Raw genomic sequence first — 17,898 nt, 5'->3', positions numbered from 1 at the left:
CGCGGCGCGGTGGGGCGGGGTAGTGCGGCGCGGGCACTGCGGGGCGGCGTGGTGAGGCGCGCCGTGGTGAGGCGGGGTAGTGCGGCGCGGGGCAGTGCGGGGTGTGCGGCGCGGGGCGGTGCGTGAGGGGTGGTGCGGTGAGGCGGGGGCAGTGCGGTGCGGGGCGGGGTGATGCGGCGCGGTGTAGTGCGGCGGGGTGGCCAGTTGCGAGCAGGCCTCCTCCCGCACGGCAACCACAGCCCGTGAGCCCCAGGCGACGGGGAGCCGCGGTCGCCGGGCATCGCCATCCACCTCAGCCACCGCAGTGATCAGCCACGCTGTCTTTTTGGGTCGGCCGGGAGTGGCGATCAGCCACAGCGGACGTCCCCGGCCGAGTTCTTTCGCGCCTGTACCTCGACTCGACCACCAAAGGCGGCCGACAGAAACCAGAGGGCGGGCCATGCGGGTGGCTGGGCTGGTTGGCGAGGCCGGCGACCGCGGTTCCACGTCGTCGGGGGCTGGCGGGCTGTGGCTGAGGTGCGTGATGCACGAGGTCTTGCGTTGGTCGGAAGATTTTTCGGGGGTCCAGGCGCCGATTTTCTTCCGACCAACGCGCCAGACACCCCGAGGGGGCCGAGATCGCGGGTCGGCGGTCACCTTGGGCACCCACCGACCAGCTGACACCCGTCGAAACGGTTGAATCGTGCTCAAGGTCGGTGCACCAGCTCACCTTGAGCGCCCGTCAACCATTTGCCCGCCACTGGAACGGTTGAACCGTGCTCAAGGTCGCCCGACAACCGCACCTTGAGCGCCCGTTAACCACCTTGCGATCGCGCAGGTGGCTGAGCCGTGCACAGCGTCGTACCGGCTCGTGGGATCGACGAGGTGGTGGGAGGGGGGACGGCGGGCGGTTGGTTCACCCATCACGGGTGGGTCGGCTGCTGGGGCGGATTTGGGTGGCTGGGCAGGCTAGTTGGGGGTTCTGCACTCGTGAGCAGGGTGCGGAACCCCCGACGGGAGTGGCTAGGCAGGCAAATGGGTTAGCCGCCGGACTTGATGAGGGTGTTGATTTTTTCGATGTAGGTGGGGAGGTTGGTGATGGGTTTTTTGCCGCTGAGGATGGGTTGGTATTCGGCGGTGGTGAGGTCGCCTACCTGTTGGGCCCATTGGGTGGTGAAGCGGACGCCCACGGTCTTCTCGGCGGCCAGGTCGGCTTTGACGGTGTCTACGACGGTGGTTTGTTGAGCCTTGGTTAGGGCGTCGAAGTAGCCGGCTTGGGCGGGGGTGTAGGCCGGGGGCGCTACCGGGGATTCGGGGAGGACGGCGTCCCAGACTTTGGTGTTGATGTATTGGAGGACCTTGAAGGTTGCGTCCTGGTCCTTCGTGTACTGCGGGGTGCAGATGCCGACCGAGTCGTACAGGGTGGCCGGTGTCGTCACCTGGGGGAATGGGGCGAAGCCGTATTTCACCTTCGGCTTGTCGACCTGGAAGCCGGCGGCCAGCCACTGACCGCCGAACATCATCGGGATCTTGCCGGCGGCGAACAGGGATTGGGCGTTCGAGGCGTCGTACCCGGGCGGTGCGACTGAGCCGTTCTTGACCGCGTCGGTCAGCTTCTGGACGCCTTCGGTGTACTTGGCGTCGGCCTCGGCCTTCGTCGGGTGGTTGACGTTGTCGGTGAACGGCGCGCCACCCGCGGACACGGCGTACATGCTCATCGTGAAGGGACCGTCCGGTCCGGTGAGCTGGTCGGCGACGAGCCCGTACTTCGCTCCGTTCTTGCCGGTGAGCTTTGTCGCGGCGGTGTACATCTCGTCCCAGGTCCAGCCGTCCTTGGGGATGGTCAGGCCGGCCGCGGTGAAGGCGTCGGCGTTGTACCAGACGCCGTAGGTGTTCATCAGCGACGGCAGGCCGCCCATTTGGCCGTCGGCGGTTTTCCAGTTCTCGATTGCGGAGCCGACGAACTTGTCCGCCCCGAAGTCGCCGCCGAGTTTGCTGGTCCAGTCGACCAGCAGGCCTTGCTGGGTGTACTGCTGCTCGGTGTCGTTACCGCACCAGAACAGGTCTGGCAGTTTCTTCGCCTGGGTCAGCGACGACAGTTTGTCGCCGTACTGACCGCTTGGGGTGTCGAGCAGTTCGACCTTGATGTTCGGGTCGGCGAAGGAAGCCAGCGCCTTCTTGATGACTGCGTTGGTCTGGGTCGACTCCCACGTCATCACGGTGACGGTGACCGGTCCGTCGCTCGATCCGGAGTCCGAACCGCTGCAGGCCGACAGCGTCAGCAAGCCGGCGCAGGCCAGTGCGGCCGCACCGATGAGCTTGGTGTTCACAGGTTGTCCCTCATTTCTGGGTGGTGCTGCCGAGCGAGCCGAGGCCCTGGATGAAGTAGCGCTGCGCAACGAAGAAGAGCACCAGCGGCGGCAGCATGTAGAGCAGGTTGGTGGCCATGTAGTAGCTCCAGTCCGGCGTCTTGCCGGCGAACGGCGAGATGAACGCGGCCATGCCGACCGACAGTGGCCACTTGCCGGAGGAGTAGAGGTAGACCAGCGGGTTCAGGTAGTCGTTCCAGGAGGCCTGGAAGGCGAGGATCGCCATCGTGATCCAGGCCGGCCGGGTCAGCGGCAGCATCACCTGGGTGAAGATCCGCAGGTGCCCGGCGCCGTCGATCTTGGCGGCCTCGTCGATCGAGTACGGGATGGCCAGGAAGTACTGGCGGGCGAGGAAGATGAACAGCGGGTTCCCGCCCAAGAAGGCCGGCACGATCAGTGGCAGCCAGGTGTCGTACCAGCCGATGCTCTTGTACAGCTGGAAGAGCGGGATCAGTCCGACCACACCGGGCAGCAGCATGCTGCCGACGAAGAGGTAGAACCAGACCTTGCGGCCGGGGAAGCGCAACCGGGCCAGTGCGTAGCCGGCCATCATCGCGGTCATCACGCCGCCGAGCACGCTGAGCGCGGTGATGATCGTTGAGTTGAGCAACAGCCGGGGGAAGTGGATCGCCTGCGGGCCGTCGATGAAGTTCCGCCAGGTCCATTCGCGCGGCAGCAACCGAGGTGGGATTTCGAAGACCGCCGACCCGCTCTTCAGGCCGATGGTGATCATCCAGAGCAGCGGCACGATCATCACGGCGGCGACGAACAGCGCGGTCACGTACCAGGCCGTCGTACCGATCAGACGACGCGGCCGGCGGTCAGTCGGGAGTGTTGTCACTGTAGGTCCAAAGGGAGGTGAACTTCGCGGCCAGGGCGATGACGGCGATGATGATGATGAAGAGCACCCAGACCTGCGCCGAGGCGTAGCCGAGCTGGGGGACCCGGCCGAGGTTGGGGAAGCCGTTGTTGTAGATCGACAGCATCAGCACGCTGGTGCTGAAGCCGGGGCCGCCGTTCGTCAGGATCTTGGGCTGGTTGAAGGTCTGCAGCGCCGCGGTGGTCTGCAGGATCACCTGCAGCAGGATGATCGGGCTGATCGTCGGAATGGTGATCCGGAGGAACGCCGACCACGGCCCGGCGCCGTCGACCTTGGCGGCTTCGTAGAGCTCGGTCGGGACGGCCTGGAGAGCGGCCAGGAAGATGATCATCGTGCCGCCGACGCCCCACAGCATCATCAGCACTACCGAGGGCATCGCCATCGTCGGGCTCTGCAGCCACAGGCTGGTCGGCAGGCCGAGGCGGTCTAGGACCGTGTTCAGCAGGCCGACCTGGGGGTTCAGGATGAACTTCCACAGCGTGATCGTGGCGACTGCGGGTAGGACGACCGGCAGATAGGCCAGCGTGCGGAGCAGGCTGACGCCACGGAAGCGCTGGTTGCAGAACATCGCCAGCGCGAGCCCGAGGATCAGTGAGAGCGGCACGTACAGGACCACCAGGTACCCGGTCGCGCGCAGGGCCGGCCAGAAGGCCGGGTCGGTCGTGAAGAGGCGGCGGAAGTTGCCGAGGCCGACGAAGACCGGGTCGGTCAGGCCGTTGTACTTCGTCAGTGCGAGATAGAAGGAGCGGATCAGCGGGTAGCCGACGAAGACGGTGAACCCGATGATCGCCGGTGCGATGAACAGGTACGCCGCAACTGTGTCGGAACCGGCGCTTCGGCTCAGCCCGCCGCGACCGCGGCTGTTGCCACGTTGGAACGTCATCCGTGGTCTCGATTCATCCGATCTCCTGGCTCGACGGCACTCTGACATGCTGGACGGTAACGTTTCCAAGTTTTACTGTGGGGTGGACGATGCCGTGCCGCCAAAAGGAAGTCAACCCCGTGCCCGAAACGTTTCCAAACACTCCCGAGGCCGCTCGGCCGACGATGATCGACGTGGCCCGGCGGGCGGGGGTCGGGCTGGGCACGGTGTCGCGGGTGGTGAACGGCGGCCATGGCGTCCGCGACGAGACCGCCCAGCGGGTCCGCGCCGCGATCGACCAGCTGGGCTTCCAGCGCAACGAGGTCGCCCGGGCTTTGCGGCCGGGGAAGAAGTCGTCGAGTCTCGCGCTCGTACTCGGTGACCTGACGAACCCGTTCTACGCGACGATCGCCAAGGCCTCGCTCGAGGTGGCCGGGCAGTCCGGATTCGCCGTCGTACTGGGTAGTGTCGACGAGGATCCGGAGGGGGAGAAGCGGGCGATCCGGGAGCTGGTCAGCCGCCAGGTCGCCGGGCTGATGATCGTGCCGGACCAGGGTGATCACGCGTTCCTGGCGGGTGCTGGTGTCCCGGTCGTGTTCGTGGACCGGCCGGCGACCGGGATCGAGGCCGACATCGTGATGGTCGACAACGAGGGTGGCGGGCGGTTGGCCACCGAGCACCTGTTGTCGCAGGGGCACGAGCGGATCGCGATCCTGCTGGCGCCGTCGTACTACACGACCGGCCGGCGGCTGCGCGGATTCCGGCGCGCCCACCGGACTGCCGGGCTGGACGTCGACGAGTCGCTGGTCGTTCAGTTGCCCGAGGGAAACGCCGAGTCCGCGGAGAAGGCGACGCGCGAGCTGATGTTGCGGCCCGATCCGCCGACCGCGATCTTCGCATCGACCAACTTCCTCACCGAAGGTGTCCTGCGGGCACTTGGTGAGCTCGGTCGCGAGCCTGCCGTGGTCGGCTTCGATGACTTCCGGCTCGCGGATATGTTGCCGACTCCGGTCACCGTGGTCGCCTCCGACATCGCCGAGCTCGGCCGCAGCGCGGCGCGGCTGTTGCTGGACCGAGCCGCGGGGACGGATCGTCGGCCACCTCAGCGCATCGTCCTGCCGTGCGCGTTGATCCAGCGCGGTTCGGGGGAGCGGCCGCCGTCTGCTGCGAAGAGAAAAGCACGCTGAGCCGAGCGGACGCGGCTACCGTCGTTGCATGTACTACGAGTCCTTCGGTAGCGGTCGCCCGATCATCTTCCTGCCCTGCTGGGGCGGCGACAACGGTGAAGCCCGAGACATCCATGAGCCGGTCTTCGCCGATCGCGAGGGTTGGCGGCGCATCTACGTAGACCCTCCCGGCACCAACCACCGCCCAGGTGATCCGAACATCACCGACCAGGACGGAATGCTCGATGCGATCGCGGCGACCATCGCCGAAGCTGTCGGTGACGAGCCGTACGCCGTTGCGGGCACCTCGGCGGGCGGGCTGCATGCGCGCGGGTTGATCCGGCGCTACCCGTCCCGGGTGCTCGGGCTCCTGCTGCGGGTCCCCGGAGTCGTCGTGGACCGCGGGCTCCGCACCCTGCCAACAGACGAGTATCTGCGGAAAACGCCGTACTGGCAGGTCAAGCAGGACCAGTACTACGACCCGGCCGAGCTCTCGGCCGACCTGGAGTTCCTCGGTCGGATCCAGGCCGACCCGGCGTCCTACGGGCTGCGGGACGATCCCTCCCTGCGGTTCGAGCGGCCCACGTTGATCGTGACCGGGCGCCAGGACACGATGACCGGGTACGCCGACGCGTGGGGTCTGCTCGACGACTACCCGCGCGCGACATTCGCCGTACTGGATCAGGAAGACCACGACCTACCAGTACGGCGACCAGCGCTCTATCACGCGCTGGTCGCCGACTGGTTGGATCGGATGGAGGTTAGCTAGCGACCCCGATCAGCTTCCAGGGCTCGTGATCCGGGTCGGCCCCGGTCCCCGGAGCACTGTTCTGGGTCTGCCACTTGGCCTTCCAGATCTTGCCGTTGTACTTCACGGTGACCTGCTCCACGGTCTGCGTGGCGGGGTCGTAGATCTTGGCCGAGTCCCAGTTCCCGGCGCTACAGCCGCCGGCCGGAGGAGTCGCCGTACCGAGTCCCTTGAGGTTGTCGGTCACCGGCGCGTACGCCGTTCCTCCGATCGACAGGCTGGTGTTCACCGGGCCGGTGATCGGGAGGAAGTAGATGATCGGCAGATCGAGACTCTTCCCGGCCGGAATGATCTGGCAGTAGTCGAGCGTCGTACTGATCCGGTGGAACGTGGACCCGGCGGTGAGTTTCCACTGCCCGCCCTGGTCACCGGTCTGCCAGTTGACGTCCTTGACCAGCGGGGACGTCGAGGCCGGGATGTCGAACGACAGCTTGGTGTCCTTGCCGCCGCCGAGCGTGCGCCCGGTGTTGTTGGTGATCCGGACGGTCGGCTGCAGCGGCCACAGGTTCGCGGTCGTGGTCGGGTAGTTGACCATGTCCACGCTGATGTTCGCGGTCACGGTCGGTGCCGCACCGCTGCTTCCGCTGCGCAGGTTGTTGTCATAGGCCCCTGAATTACCCAGCTTCTCGTTGATCCGGGTCGTCAGGGTGTAGCCCATGCCGCACGGGCGTTGCGCGTCGACGACCTCCGGGCAGGCGTAGTCGCCGCCGAGCTCCCACATCATCACGCCGCCGGCGCCGGTGGACTTCACCAGGTCGGTGACCGCGTCGATGCCCTGTTCGTCCTCTGTCGACAAATACACCTTCTTGTCGTTGTTCCACAGCCACGACGTCTTGGTCGTGTTGTCCCAGTGCCGGGTGTAGGTGCCCGACAGCTTGTCCGCGGGGTCGGCCGGATCGAGACCGACGCTCGGTGCGTACCTGGGGAGGATGTTCTTCTCCAGGTTCTTCGTGTGCCACAAGGGGTTCGTCCCCGAACCCAACTCGCCCCCGTTGGCGGTGGTGTCGTGCCAGATGTTGTCGATGCCGACCGCGCCATCACCACACGGGCGCTTGATGCCGGTCCCTGGCTCGCAGCCGCCGGGCTTGGCCGACTGACCCCACATACCGTTCGTGCCGCCGGTGACGTTCTTCCAACCGCGTGTGTAGTAAGGGATTCCGATGTTGACGCGACCGGCCTGCAACGCGCCACGCATGTACTTCATCGCCCAATCGGTGTTGAAGTAGCCGATCCCGCCGTACTCCGGAGTCGCGTACTGCTCGGCGAGTTCCGGGTCCTTGTGGTCGTCGAACAGCGCGGCGTTCGGGCCGACGACGTCGTTCCAGGTGCCGTGGTAGTCGTACGACATCAGGTTCGTGAAGTCCTGGTAGTCCAGCGCGGTCTGGTTCGCCATACCGCGCACCAGGTAGCCGGAGGCCGAGGATGCCGACGTGAGTTGGTAGTACTTGTTGTCCGCGACCGATGCCCGGTTGAGCGAGTCGCGCAGGGTCTTCATCAACGCCGTGTACGCCGTGGGCAGGCCCTTGCGACGCGGATTCGCTGTACCCCAGTCGTTCGGGTTGCCGGTGTCGTCGAGGACGGTCGGGTATTCGAAGTCGATGTCGACACCGTCGAACCCGTAAGTGCGCAAGAAGTCCACGGCCGAGGCTGCGAACGTGTCGATCCCGGCCTGGTTGACCGAGCCATCGGCGTTCGTGGTCATCGCGTAGAACCCACCCGAACCGGCCCAGCCGCCGACCGAGATCAGGGTCTTCACCCGCGGGTGCAGGCGCTTGTATTTCGTGAGCAGGTTGAAGTGACCCTTGTATGGCAGCGACGGGTCCATCTCGGCGCCGACCTTGCCCGGCCACTCCATCCCGATCGCCGCGTCGTCAACAGCAATGTGGTTGTTCTGCACGGAGGCGAACGCATAGTTGAGGTGCGTGACCTTCGACCATGGGATGTTCTTCACCAGATAGTGCGGCGTGCCGTCCTTACCGGTCCGGCCCCCGTTGAAGTAGGCAACGACTCGGCGGTCGCGGCCCTGACCGAGCCACTCGCGGCCGTCGCTCTGATAGATCTTGCAGTACGGCGTCGCCACGCCGGGCGTGGTTGCCAGGCCGTCGGGGCGGCAGTCGCCGGACGCGCCCGGACGTGTCCCGCCGTCGTCACCACCGGGGTGCTGCTCCATCGGGTCGCCGACACCGCCGTTCGCGGTCGTCGCGCCACCGGGCAGGGCCCAGCCGTCGACGCCCTTCGACGTCGAGTTGTAGAGCAGGAAGTCCGAGACGTGGTCGGCGTCGAGGTCACCGAAGTCGCCGAGGGTTCCGCCGAACGCGTCGCCGGAGCGGATCGTGCCGAGCGACTTCCAGCCGGCGTCGGCAGCTGCCTTGGTCTTGGTCTGACCCCAGCCGCTGCCGAGGTTCTGCCAGGCGACCACCTCGCCGGTCATGTACTTGACGACCACCACGTCGGCCTTGCCGTCCCCGTTGATGTCCGGGTACGAGACCGAGCCGACAGGACCTTCGGCCGGGTGTGTGAACCCCTCGATCTTGCTCCAGTCGCCCGGCTTCGGGAGACCGCCGTTGCCCTTGTTCTCCCAGGCCGTCAGGAAGTTCATCCGGTCCGGGATGATGATCTCGTCATCACCGTCGCCGTCGAGATCCGCGAAGACCGGGATACCGACGTACCCGAGGTTGTTCGCGACGATGACCGGGGCGGCCCAGCGCACGTCCTTGCCGCTGGTCTCGTTGCGCCACACCTTCATGGCCGCGACGCCGGTGCCCGAGTCCTCGGCCGACAGGATGTTGATCAGGTCGTCCTTGCCGTCCTTGTCGAGGTCACCGAAGAACGCCGGCTGCCGGGCGCCCGCGGGCGACTTGTCGCCGTACGGCAGCCAGATCCGCTTGCCGTCGTCACCGCAGCCGGCGTTCAGCCAGGTGAACATCTTGCCGTTGCCGGCCAGGACGCGGTCGACGTCGCGGTCACCGTCGAGGTCCATGAACCGGGTCTGCGTACCGTTCGCGCTGCCCACGACCTGGCCGAGCGGCGACCAGCCGCCGCCGGGCTCGGCGGCACCGCCGGTCTCGCGGCAGGTGCCGTTCGCGGAGCTCGCCGACCGGAGGTAGCTGGGCAGGTAGCGCTCGAGCGCGTCGAGCATGCCGGCCAGCGTGTCACCGGCGGTCGTGCCGCCGAAGAAGGCTTCGACAGTCCGGACGAACCGCACGAGTGAGGCGCTGGTCGCCTTGTACCAGGCGAGCATCTCGGGCGTTCCCGCCCAGGCGATCGCGAACGTCATCAGACCGGCCGCGATCGACTTCGCCATCGTGTTCGCCCACTCGTTGGCGTCACCGAGCTTGTCGTCGGCCCATTGGGTCAGCGCGCCGTTGACGAACTCGCCGATGAACCCGCCGACGCCGGCGCACACGGTCGCCGGACCACCGGCGTACAGGCAGGCCGCGCCGGCGCCGAAGCCGATCAGGATGGAGCCCGCGACGATCAGTGCGCCCTGCCACCAGGTCGCGTCCACCTCGACCTCGGGGGCCTTGATGACGATCGTCGCGACCGTGCCCTCGACCTTGGTCTCGGCGTCGAAGTCGATGTACTTCAGGTTCGGCAGGACGTCCTGGAGGTGACCCTTGGTCCGCTCCTCGAGGGCCTGGCTGAGCTTCTGGCCCTTGGCCTTGATCTCGTCGAACTGCCGGACGTACTCCGCGGCCAGCGCCGGGTTCTCGAAGTTGTGGGTGACGACCTTGTCTTCGGCGAGCGGCTTCGCGACGGCGGGCTGCAGGCCGGTACTCGAGAGCAGGACGGCCACCGCGGTCACGATGGCGATCAGGAGAACGGCTGGTTTACAACGATAGAACAAGCGAGAGCGTGGTGTGCTCATCAGGAAGTCCTTCGGATCGGGGCGGGAGAACGCGCTTATGAGAGCGTTTGCACGCACCGTACCGAAGCATTGGGAACGTTGCCATCGAAGTAAGCGCTATCCGTGAGTGACTTCACGATTCCGGAGAGTTTCGAACGTTAGAAGGTCCCTGGACGCGGGGGCGGTACGCGTCCAGGGACCTCCGGCGGCCTGCTCAGAAGTTCGGCCAGGCCCAGCCGAGGTAGTTGTTGAAGTACGGGAGCTTCGCCAGACCGATCTTGCCGTTCACGCTGGTCGCCCAGAAGTAGCCGTCGCCCCGGGCGACACCGACGTGCCCGTACGGCGCGGCCAGGTCCCAGAAGATCAACGCACCCTTCGGCGGGTTGAGGTCACCGCGGTGGGCGACGCCACGGGCGACAGCGTCGTTCCAGTCCGCCATGGCCGAGGCCCAGATGCCGGTCTTCCCGTACGAGTTCTCCGCCGCCATCTCGCAGTACCCCTGGAACGCGGTCGAACCGTTGCGAGCGGCGTACCAGGCGATGGCGTTGTCGGCGCGCGGATTGGTCGTGCAGAGCGGTGCGACCAGGCCGGTGCTGCCGGTGTTCACGTAGGAGTCGGAGATGAAGCCCTTGCCGGGGATGTGGTCCCAGATCAGGCTGCGGCCGAACTTACCGGTCACCGGCTCGCCGTAGAGCTGGCAGTCGATCTGGACGGTGCCGTTCGGCTGGGTGCCGACCGAGCCGAAGCTGGTGGCGTTACCGGACCGGATCGTCACTCCGGCGCCACTGTCGGTGACGACGGTCCCGGTGGCGGCGTGGGCGGGCAGGACCCCCGTGCCGAGGAGCGCACCGGCGCTGAGCAGGCTGAGGGCGGACAAGCGGGCAGTGATGCGTAAGAGGCGGGTACGCATGGGTTTGTCCTTTTCGCTCGATGTACTGCGAGAAGTCGCTGACTTTCAGACAATCAGAGGGTTACGGTGTTGTCGCAGTGGGCAACGTCTGCCGACTGGGGCGCTACTGGGGAGTGCAATGTGAGGCCAGCGCAGGCTCGCTTTGTGATCGGTTGCCGGATGCGGGAGCTCCGAGAGGCTGCCGGTGTGCCGTTGACGCGTGCCGCGGTGATGTCCGGCTGGGACAAGGGCCACCTGTCCCGGGTGGAGCGTGGGCACACCAAACCCAGTCGCGAGTTGATCGAGTGGTACGACGCCTCGTTCGGCGCGGGCCAGGCGCTCGTCAACCAGCTGATGGAGCTGGACGCCGCCGTACGGGCTGGGCGGGACATGTCCCTGCGAGACATGCGCAGGCAGATTCAGCCGGTGTCACTGGGCGGGTCCGTGCCGGCTGACCACCATGCGGAGGACCGGGCGGAGCTGGCGGGGGAGACCGTGCCGGACGGGACCCAGGTGCTCCGGGACGAGACGTTCGAGAAGACCTGGCAGATCCGGAACAGCGGTGAGCGGCCATGGCGCGACCGGTGGCTGACCCGGCAGGGCGCTCCGGGCGCACCGGGCTGGCTGCGGTCGCCGGCGCGTGAGCGCGTACCGGATGCGGAGCCGGGGGAGGTGGTGATCGTGACGATGCAGTTGCAGGCACCGTCTCAGGTCGGTGCGTCCACGGCGTACTTCAAAATCACTGACGATGCCGGGCGGTTGTACTACCCCGGTCTGGAGTCACCGCCGATGTACTGCACCATCTTCACGGTCTACGAGCTCTAGGGAATGCCCTTGTACTGGCTTTAGTACCTGGCCATCACACCTGGGTCCGGCATACGTTGCTGCTTTCCTGCAACCCCCGCCCGGACTACAGGAGTAGCGCAGTGCTGAAACCTCGCAAGATCGCAATGGCCTTGGCAGTGGCGCTTTTCGTGCCACAGCTGGCCGTCAGCTCGGCCACGGCGGCACGCCCGGCCAGGGGTCCGGTGGACCCGCCGGTGCCGTCCATCCCGCAGCGGTACCTGGACCAGCCGATCACCTGGTCGGTCTGCTCATTCGATGCCGCCGTCAAGCGTTTGTACCCGCAGGCGCCGACCACGAACTGCGCCAAGGTGAATGTGCCGATGGACTGGGCACACCCGGACGCGCATCCCGACGTACAGGTCGCCATTGCCTACAGCAAGGCCACTGGTACGTCGAAGGGTCTGATGACCACGAATCCCGGCGGACCGGGTGGCGCGGGCCTCAGCCTGTCGGCCGCACTGGCTGCTGAGAAGACCCAGCTGTTCACCGACTTCGACCAGCTCGGCTTCGACCCGCGTGGGTTCGGCGCCAGTACGCCGTTGCAGTGCCTGACCACGCCCGAGAAGCTGGCGGCGTTGCCGACGACTCCGGACTACAAGGAGCGCACCAAGCTCACCCACCAGGTAGAGGTGGCCGAGGCGGCGTTGCAGGCCGAGGCCTGTGCAGCAACCGAGTTCGGTCAGTTCGTCAGCAGCCAGCAGACCGTGTATGACATGGACTTCCTGCGCGCGCTGTTCAAGGCTCGCCAGCTGAACTTCATCGGCTACAGCTACGGCACCTGGCTCGGTGGCTGGTACGCCGACACCTACCCGCACCGCGTCGGCCGGTTCGTGATCGACTCGAACATGGACTGGACCCACACCCAGTGGGACAACGTGAATTTCGACCCGTTCTCCGGCCAGCGCCGCCGCGACACCCAGCTGTTCCCGTGGATCGCCCGGCACGCCGACCAGATCCAGGGCCTCGGATCCACGCCCCGGCAGGTCACCGCGTCGTACGACCGGATCCGCGCGGACCTGGTCAAGCTGGTCAAGGCCGGGACGTCCGAGGTGCGGGGTGACGACCTGGACGGCAAGATCTACAGCGTCATCTACGGCAACGTCCGCTTCATCCGTGGCACTGCCGACATCCTGGTCCACGACGAGTACACCAAGGACCCGTCGGCTTCCGGCAAGGTCGAGCTGCGGCACGTGGACAAGGCGTGGGCCCGGCTCGCGCCCGAACTGCAGGCCTTCGATACCATCGCTGCCATCCGCGCCCGGTACGGCGTGACTGCGCCCGCATCGGCCGCGGCGGCCGCTGCTGTCAGCGCCGACTCGGCTCGCTCGATTCTGGCGGATGCCCGGGAGGCTGCAGTGAAGTCGCCGTCCAGTGACGCCGTGGTCAACCTCGGTGCCATCGGTACGACGGTCCGCTGCAACGACACTGCCTGGAACACCGATCCGAAGTTCTATCTGAACGAGGCCGACCGGATGGCGCGGAAGTACAGCTTCTTCGGCTACATGAACGGCGTACCGATGTGCGCGTTCTGGAAGTACAAGCCGCAGGACCGCAAGCTGGACCTCAAGGGCTCACCGCGGCTCCTGATGGTCCAGGGCGAGCTCGACCCGGCGACGTCGTACGAGGGTGCCGCCCGCACCCATCAGGACACGTCGAAGGCCACCCGCTTCGTCGCCATCGACGATGAGGGCCAGCACGGCCAGTACGTCGGTTCCGCGTCCGCCTGCGCCGAAGCCATCGGCGACACGTTCGTCTTCACCGGCGAACTGCCCGCCCGCGACAAGGTCTGCGGTACGACGCCGCTCCCGGCCGAGCTGTCGGTCTACCCGGTCAACGGCCCAGTCAACGGCAACGCCATCCACCTCCCGCGCTCCAAGTCCGGCTCGCAGAAGGTAAACCCCCTCCTCCAGCAAGCCCTGGACACCATCGCCGCCGGCGCTCTCCGGTAGTTGTCCCCGGCCGCAAGATGTGGCCGGAGACTAGAATTGGCGGCCTGAGACCTGTGGTAACGGGGCTCAGGCGCCCGTTACCTGTCTCCGGCCGTCATTGAGGGCAGACCAGAGGCGGTTCGCAGTGCGGGTCGGCTGATCCAGATCGGACCAGCCGACCCGTGCGACCCGGTAGCCGCGAGCGCGAATACGGTCCTCGCGCCACTTCTCCGCGAGTACGGCGTCGGCACTTCCGCCGTACTTGTGCTCACCGTCGAACTCGACGACCAACTCCTCGCCGACAAGGATGTCCACTCGGGCGACGAAGACGCCGTTTCGCTCCCGGATTACCACCTGGAGCCTCGGCTTCGGCATCCCTGCGTTCGCGATCAGCACGCGCGTCCGCGACTCGCCGACCGATTCGCTGAGCGCGTCTGCGAACCGGGCGGCGGCGCGGGCGGCCGGCGAACCTGCCCACTGCGGAAACCGATCCGCGGTCGTCACGAGTTCGTCGGTGGAGACCAGGCCCTGGTGCAACGCCGCATCGGCAAGGACCACACCGATTTCGTACGACGAGGCGGCCGCCGTCTCGGCCACCGACCGGGAGACCGTCGTAACCCGGATGCCGTCGGTCAGCGTGGTCTCTCCGTCGTCGAGCGCCGAGCGATGAACCACGACGGTGCGTTCGGACCGTGTTCGCCGCGAGGGCCGGGTGACGTGGACCCTGGACAGATCGAGCCCCCACAGCGGCAACCCGTGCAGCACCGCAGCCGACTGGTGGCTAACGACGACGTCCGGGCCCAACCGCGCCACCACCGCGCGGATCTCCACCAGGTGCCTCCGTCGGGCCCGATCCCACGGAATCTCGTCGGACGGCCAATCCGCAGCCTCGACGTACACGTCGCGTGACAGTCGCAGCCATCGCCCTTGCCGAACCCGCAACTGCAGCTCACTCGGGCTATACCCCGCCGCCATCGCATCTTGCCGGGAGAACCACCCGCCCCGCGCCGTACATATCCTCCTGAGCATCTTGTTCATGCTTATCAACATGCCCGTCCTCAGCCCCGCCGCTGATGCTTCCTGGCGATATGTGGATAACTCCAGAGACAGGCGCTGACGGCCGGAGACCCTTTGCAACAGGTCTCCGGCCACCACTTCCTGTCCCCCGCCACCAGTGGTGGCGCGGGTCAGGAATCGCGCTCGGCGGCGAGCTCCGCGTCGAGTTCTGCGCGGCGGAGGACCCAGCGGTCGGAGAGGCCTTTGACCTCGTCGGTGAGGAACTCGAAGAACGCGAGGGTGATGCGGACGCGGTGGTGGGCTGGCGTGCCCTCGCCGGACGCGTCGAGGACTTGGCGCAGCGATGTCGACCAGCGGGTGAGGGCCTGGTTCTCGGTCATCATCGTCTGGTACCAGGAGTCGCCCTGGATGACATACACGTCGCGGCGGCTGCCGGGCTCGCGCTCGCGGCTGGCCAGCTGCAGTTGAAGCAGGTAGTTGACCGCGCCGGAGACGGCGGCCGGGCTGGCCTGCAGTTGCTCGGAGAGCTCGGCCGAGGTCAGGCGGCCGTCCACGCTCGTCAGGATGGCGGCGAACACCCGGCCGGCCATCCGCGGCCAGCCGGTGTCGGCGAGCAGGTTGCCGAACTGTTCGGCGTACCGGCGGACGGCCTCTTCGTCTCGTTGTGCGCTCACCGGCCCATCATCCCTTCTCGTCATCCGATTCGGAAGATTCACAAACTTCTGAAAGAAGTGTACCTTGTGAAACATGACATCAGCCATCGTGGTCTCCGGACTACACAAGTCGTACGGCGCGACACACGCTCTCGACGGTCTCGACCTTGAGGTCGCCACCGGCGAGGTGCACGGATTCCTGGGCCCGAACGGCGCCGGGAAGTCCACCACCATCCGGGTCCTGCTCGGACTGCTGCGCGGGGACGAGGGCGACGTGTCGCTGCTCGGCGGTGATCCGTGGCACGACGCGGCCCAGCTGCACCGCCGGCTGGCCTACGTCCCTGGTGACGTCAACCTCTGGCCGAACCTGACCGGCGGCGAGGTGATCGACCTGCTGAGCCGGCTGCGCGGCGGACTGGACCCGAAGAAGCGCGACGACCTGCTGCGCCGCTTCGACCTGGACCCGACCAAGAAGGGCCGCACCTACTCCAAGGGCAACCGTCAGAAGGTCGCACTGGTCGCGGCACTCGCATCCGACGTCGAACTGCTCATCCTGGATGAGCCGACGTCCGGACTGGACCCGCTGATGGAGGAGGTGTTCCGGCAGTGCATCGAGGAGGAGCGGCAGCGCGACCGGACCGTCCTGCTGTCCAGCCACATCCTGTCTGAGGTCGAGGCGCTGTGTGACCGGATCAGCATCATCCGCCGTGGCAAGGTGGTCGAAACCGGCACCCTGGCCGACCTGCGTCACCTGACCCGTACGTCGATCCAGGCGGAACTGGCGTCGTCCCCCAACGGCCTGGCGTCGCTGCCTGGCGTGCACTCGCTTGATGTCGAAGGCAACCGAGTGCACTGCGAGGTCGACACCGCTCTGCTCGACGGAGTGATGCGGCAACTCGCCGCCAGCGGTATCAAGAGCCTGGTCGCGCAGCCGCCGACCCTGGAAGAGCTGTTCCTGCGCCACTACGAGGAAGAGCCGGTGGCCGTCTCATGAAGGACTTCGTAGGCACAGGGACTCTGGTCCGGCTCGCCCTGCGGCGAGATCGCGTCCTGATCCCAACCTGGATCGTGGTGTTCGTCGCAATGGCCGCCGGCTCGGCCCAAGCCACCATGGACCTCTACACCGACCCCCAGTCCCGCATCGAGGCAGCCAGGACGTCGAACGCGTCCCCTGCTCTCGTGTCGCTCTACGGTCGCATCTTCGACGAGACCTCGCTCGGGGAGATCTCGCTGTTCAAGCTGACCGCATTCGGCGCCGTCCTGGTCGCGCTGCTCGCATCCATCCTCGTAGTCCGACACACGCGCTCAGAAGAGGAGTCCGGTCGCCTGGAACTGCTCAGCGCCGGAGTCCTCGGCCGGTACGCCGCTCTGACCGCGGCACTGCTCGTATCCGCCGGAACCGTCGTGCTGCTGGGCTTCCTGACCGCACTGGCCCTAATCGGCGTCGGCCTGCCAGCAGCCGGCTCATTCGCCTTCGGACTCGTGTGGGCATCAGCAGGCTTGTCCTTCGCCGGTGTCGGCGCCCTGGTCGCCCAACTGAGCGAAGGCGCCCGAACCGCCAACGGCTTCACCGCCATCGCCCTAGGCGTCTCCTACGTCCTCCGCGCAATCGGCGACTCGTCGGCCGACGGCAAATCCGAGTGGGTCTCCTGGCTGTCCCCGATCGGCTGGTCCCAGCAGATCCGCGCGTACGCCGGGGACCGCTACGTCGTCGTACTCCTCCCACTGGTCTTCCTGGCCCTCCTGGTCGCCGGTGCGCTAGCCCTGATCCGCCGACGCGACGTCGGTGCCGGCCTGGTCCGCCCACGCCCAGGCCCAGCCGTAGCGGCCCCATCGCTGCGCTCACCGCTAGCACTGGCCTGGCGACTGCACCGAGGCTCCTTGTACGGCTGGGGTTTCGCCTTCCTCCTCCTAGGCCTCCTGGTCGGCAACATCGCCAGCAACGTCGACGGCTTCGTCAGCAGCCCCAGCGCCCGCGAAATGGTCCAGAAACTAGGCGGCGTCCAAGCCATCACCGACGCCTTCCTCTCCACCGAAATGGGCATGGTCGGCCTCCTGGCCTCCGCCTACGGCATCCAAGCCGCCCTCCGCCTCCGCTCCGAAGAAACAGCCCTAAGAGCCGAACCCCTCCTAGCCACCGGCGTAACCCGCACCCGCTGGCTGGCCAGCCACGTCCTGATGGCCCTAGCAGGCACCGCAGCCCTCATCCTCATAGCCGGCCTAGGCTCCGGCCTCTCCAGCGGCGCCTCCCTAGGCAACGTAGGCCACCAGGTCCCCCGCATGCTCGCCGCAGCCGCCGTCCAACTCCCAGCCATCTGGCTGGTCACAGCCCTGGTAGTAGCCCTCTTCGGCATCGCCCCCAAACTCATCACCGCCGCCTGGGCCCTCTACGGCCTCTTCCTCCTCCTAGGCCAGTTCGGCGCCGTCTTCAACCTCCCCCAATCCCTCATCAACCTAAGCCCCTACGGCCACACCCCCCGCCTCCCCGGCGGCACCTTCACCACCACCCCCGTCCTAGCCCTAACAGCCATAGCCGCAGCCCTCCTCCTAACCGCCCAATCCACCTTCCGCCGCCGAGACATCGGCTAACCAGACCGCGCTGGCTGAGGGGTCCAGCGCCCCGCCCGCCCCGCCCGGCCATCTGCCGGGCGGGG

Annotated in this window: 13 protein-coding genes; 6 read left to right on the top strand and 7 right to left on the bottom strand. The window is 67.0% G+C overall.

The features are described from left to right. Positions 1-1,019: 1,019 nt before the first annotated feature. Genes ABD231_RS41910 through ABD231_RS41900 form a run of 3 tightly spaced genes read right to left on the bottom strand, consistent with a single transcriptional unit; the run spans position 1,020 to position 4,111 of the window. Positions 1,020-2,309: an ABC transporter substrate-binding protein gene (locus tag ABD231_RS41910; protein ID WP_344166015.1), complete on the bottom strand. Its 1,290-nt coding sequence runs from the start codon at positions 2,307-2,309 to the stop codon at positions 1,020-1,022. 10 nt (positions 2,310-2,319) lie between these two features. After that, on the bottom strand, positions 2,320-3,189 hold the full coding sequence (locus ABD231_RS41905) for a carbohydrate ABC transporter permease (RefSeq protein WP_344166013.1): 870 nt from the start codon (positions 3,187-3,189) through the stop codon (positions 2,320-2,322). Continuing rightward, positions 3,170-4,111 carry a carbohydrate ABC transporter permease gene (locus tag ABD231_RS41900; protein WP_344166011.1) on the bottom strand — a complete coding sequence of 314 codons (942 nt, stop codon included), beginning with the start codon at positions 4,109-4,111 and terminating at the stop codon, positions 3,170-3,172. Before ABD231_RS41900 ends, ABD231_RS41905 begins: the two co-directional genes overlap by 20 nt. 119 nt (positions 4,112-4,230) lie before the next feature. On the opposite strand from ABD231_RS41900, the gene ABD231_RS41895 reads away from it, so the two are divergent. Together ABD231_RS41895 and ABD231_RS41890 are read left to right on the top strand one after the other, a co-directional pair. Then, entirely contained in the window at positions 4,231-5,277 is a 1,047-nt protein-coding gene (locus ABD231_RS41895) for a LacI family DNA-binding transcriptional regulator (RefSeq protein WP_344166009.1), read from the top strand. A 28-nt stretch (positions 5,278-5,305) separates the two neighbouring features. Next, entirely contained in the window at positions 5,306-6,025 is a 720-nt protein-coding gene (locus ABD231_RS41890) for an alpha/beta fold hydrolase (RefSeq protein WP_344166007.1), read from the top strand. On the opposite strand, the gene ABD231_RS41885 is transcribed toward ABD231_RS41890, so the two are convergent. Together ABD231_RS41885 and ABD231_RS41880 are read right to left on the bottom strand one after the other, a co-directional pair. Continuing rightward, a complete protein-coding gene (locus ABD231_RS41885) occupies positions 6,018-9,932 on the bottom strand; it encodes a glycosyl hydrolase family 18 protein (RefSeq protein WP_344166005.1) in 3,915 nt (1,304 codons plus the stop codon). The two genes, ABD231_RS41890 and ABD231_RS41885, sit on opposite strands and share 8 nt — an antisense overlap. Before the next feature lie 193 nt (positions 9,933-10,125). Continuing rightward, entirely contained in the window at positions 10,126-10,821 is a 696-nt protein-coding gene (locus tag ABD231_RS41880) for an SH3 domain-containing protein (RefSeq protein WP_344166003.1), read from the bottom strand. Positions 10,822-10,980: 159 nt separating this feature from the next. Here ABD231_RS41880 and ABD231_RS41875 point away from each other — a divergent pair, with 159 nt between their 5' ends. Further along, positions 10,981-11,625, top strand: a complete 645-nt coding sequence (locus tag ABD231_RS41875; protein ID WP_344166001.1) for an NBR1-Ig-like domain-containing protein — start codon at positions 10,981-10,983, stop codon at positions 11,623-11,625. Between the two features lie 101 nt (positions 11,626-11,726). After that, positions 11,727-13,595: an alpha/beta hydrolase gene (locus ABD231_RS41870; protein WP_344165999.1), complete on the top strand. Its 1,869-nt coding sequence runs from the start codon at positions 11,727-11,729 to the stop codon at positions 13,593-13,595. Positions 13,596-13,661: 66 nt separating this feature from the next. Here the strand turns inward: ABD231_RS41870 and ABD231_RS41865 are convergent, their stop codons facing one another. Both ABD231_RS41865 and ABD231_RS41860 read right to left on the bottom strand, forming a co-directional pair. Further along, positions 13,662-14,603 (bottom strand): type IV toxin-antitoxin system AbiEi family antitoxin domain-containing protein, encoded by a 942-nt coding sequence (locus ABD231_RS41865; RefSeq protein WP_344165997.1) that lies wholly within the window; start codon positions 14,601-14,603, stop codon positions 13,662-13,664. A gap of 158 nt (positions 14,604-14,761) precedes the next feature. Continuing rightward, positions 14,762-15,265 carry a GbsR/MarR family transcriptional regulator gene (locus tag ABD231_RS41860; protein WP_344165995.1) on the bottom strand — a complete coding sequence of 168 codons (504 nt, stop codon included), beginning with the start codon at positions 15,263-15,265 and terminating at the stop codon, positions 14,762-14,764. Between the two features lie 73 nt (positions 15,266-15,338). On the opposite strand from ABD231_RS41860, the gene ABD231_RS41855 reads away from it, so the two are divergent. Together ABD231_RS41855 and ABD231_RS41850 are read left to right on the top strand one after the other, a co-directional pair. Beyond that, the gene (locus tag ABD231_RS41855; RefSeq protein WP_344165993.1) at positions 15,339-16,238 is read left to right on the top strand and encodes an ABC transporter ATP-binding protein; all 900 of its coding nucleotides are present in this window, start codon (positions 15,339-15,341) and stop codon (positions 16,236-16,238) included. After that, the gene (locus tag ABD231_RS41850; protein ID WP_344165991.1) at positions 16,235-17,833 is read left to right on the top strand and encodes an ABC transporter permease; all 1,599 of its coding nucleotides are present in this window, start codon (positions 16,235-16,237) and stop codon (positions 17,831-17,833) included. The genes ABD231_RS41855 and ABD231_RS41850 overlap by 4 nt, the downstream gene beginning before the upstream one ends. Positions 17,834-17,898 lie beyond the last annotated feature (65 nt).

The organism is Kribbella yunnanensis (genome assembly GCF_039529655.1).
GTDB lineage: Bacteria > Actinomycetota > Actinomycetes > Propionibacteriales > Kribbellaceae > Kribbella > Kribbella yunnanensis.
This window is presented reverse-complemented; position numbering and strand designations above follow the sequence as displayed.

Coding starts and splice junctions, on each gene's coding strand:
- ABD231_RS41900 (WP_344166011.1), bottom strand. CDS start 4,111: ATGACGTTCCAACGTGGCAACAGCCGCGGTCGCGGCGGGCTGAGCCGA.
- ABD231_RS41890 (WP_344166007.1), top strand. CDS start 5,306: ATGTACTACGAGTCCTTCGGTAGCGGTCGCCCGATCATCTTCCTGCCC.
- ABD231_RS41885 (WP_344166005.1), bottom strand. CDS start 9,932: ATGAGCACACCACGCTCTCGCTTGTTCTATCGTTGTAAACCAGCCGTT.
- ABD231_RS41880 (WP_344166003.1), bottom strand. CDS start 10,821: ATGCGTACCCGCCTCTTACGCATCACTGCCCGCTTGTCCGCCCTCAGC.
- ABD231_RS41875 (WP_344166001.1), top strand. CDS start 10,981: ATGCGGGAGCTCCGAGAGGCTGCCGGTGTGCCGTTGACGCGTGCCGCG.
- ABD231_RS41865 (WP_344165997.1), bottom strand. CDS start 14,603: ATGCTCAGGAGGATATGTACGGCGCGGGGCGGGTGGTTCTCCCGGCAA.
- ABD231_RS41855 (WP_344165993.1), top strand. CDS start 15,339: ATGACATCAGCCATCGTGGTCTCCGGACTACACAAGTCGTACGGCGCG.
- ABD231_RS41850 (WP_344165991.1), top strand. CDS start 16,235: ATGAAGGACTTCGTAGGCACAGGGACTCTGGTCCGGCTCGCCCTGCGG.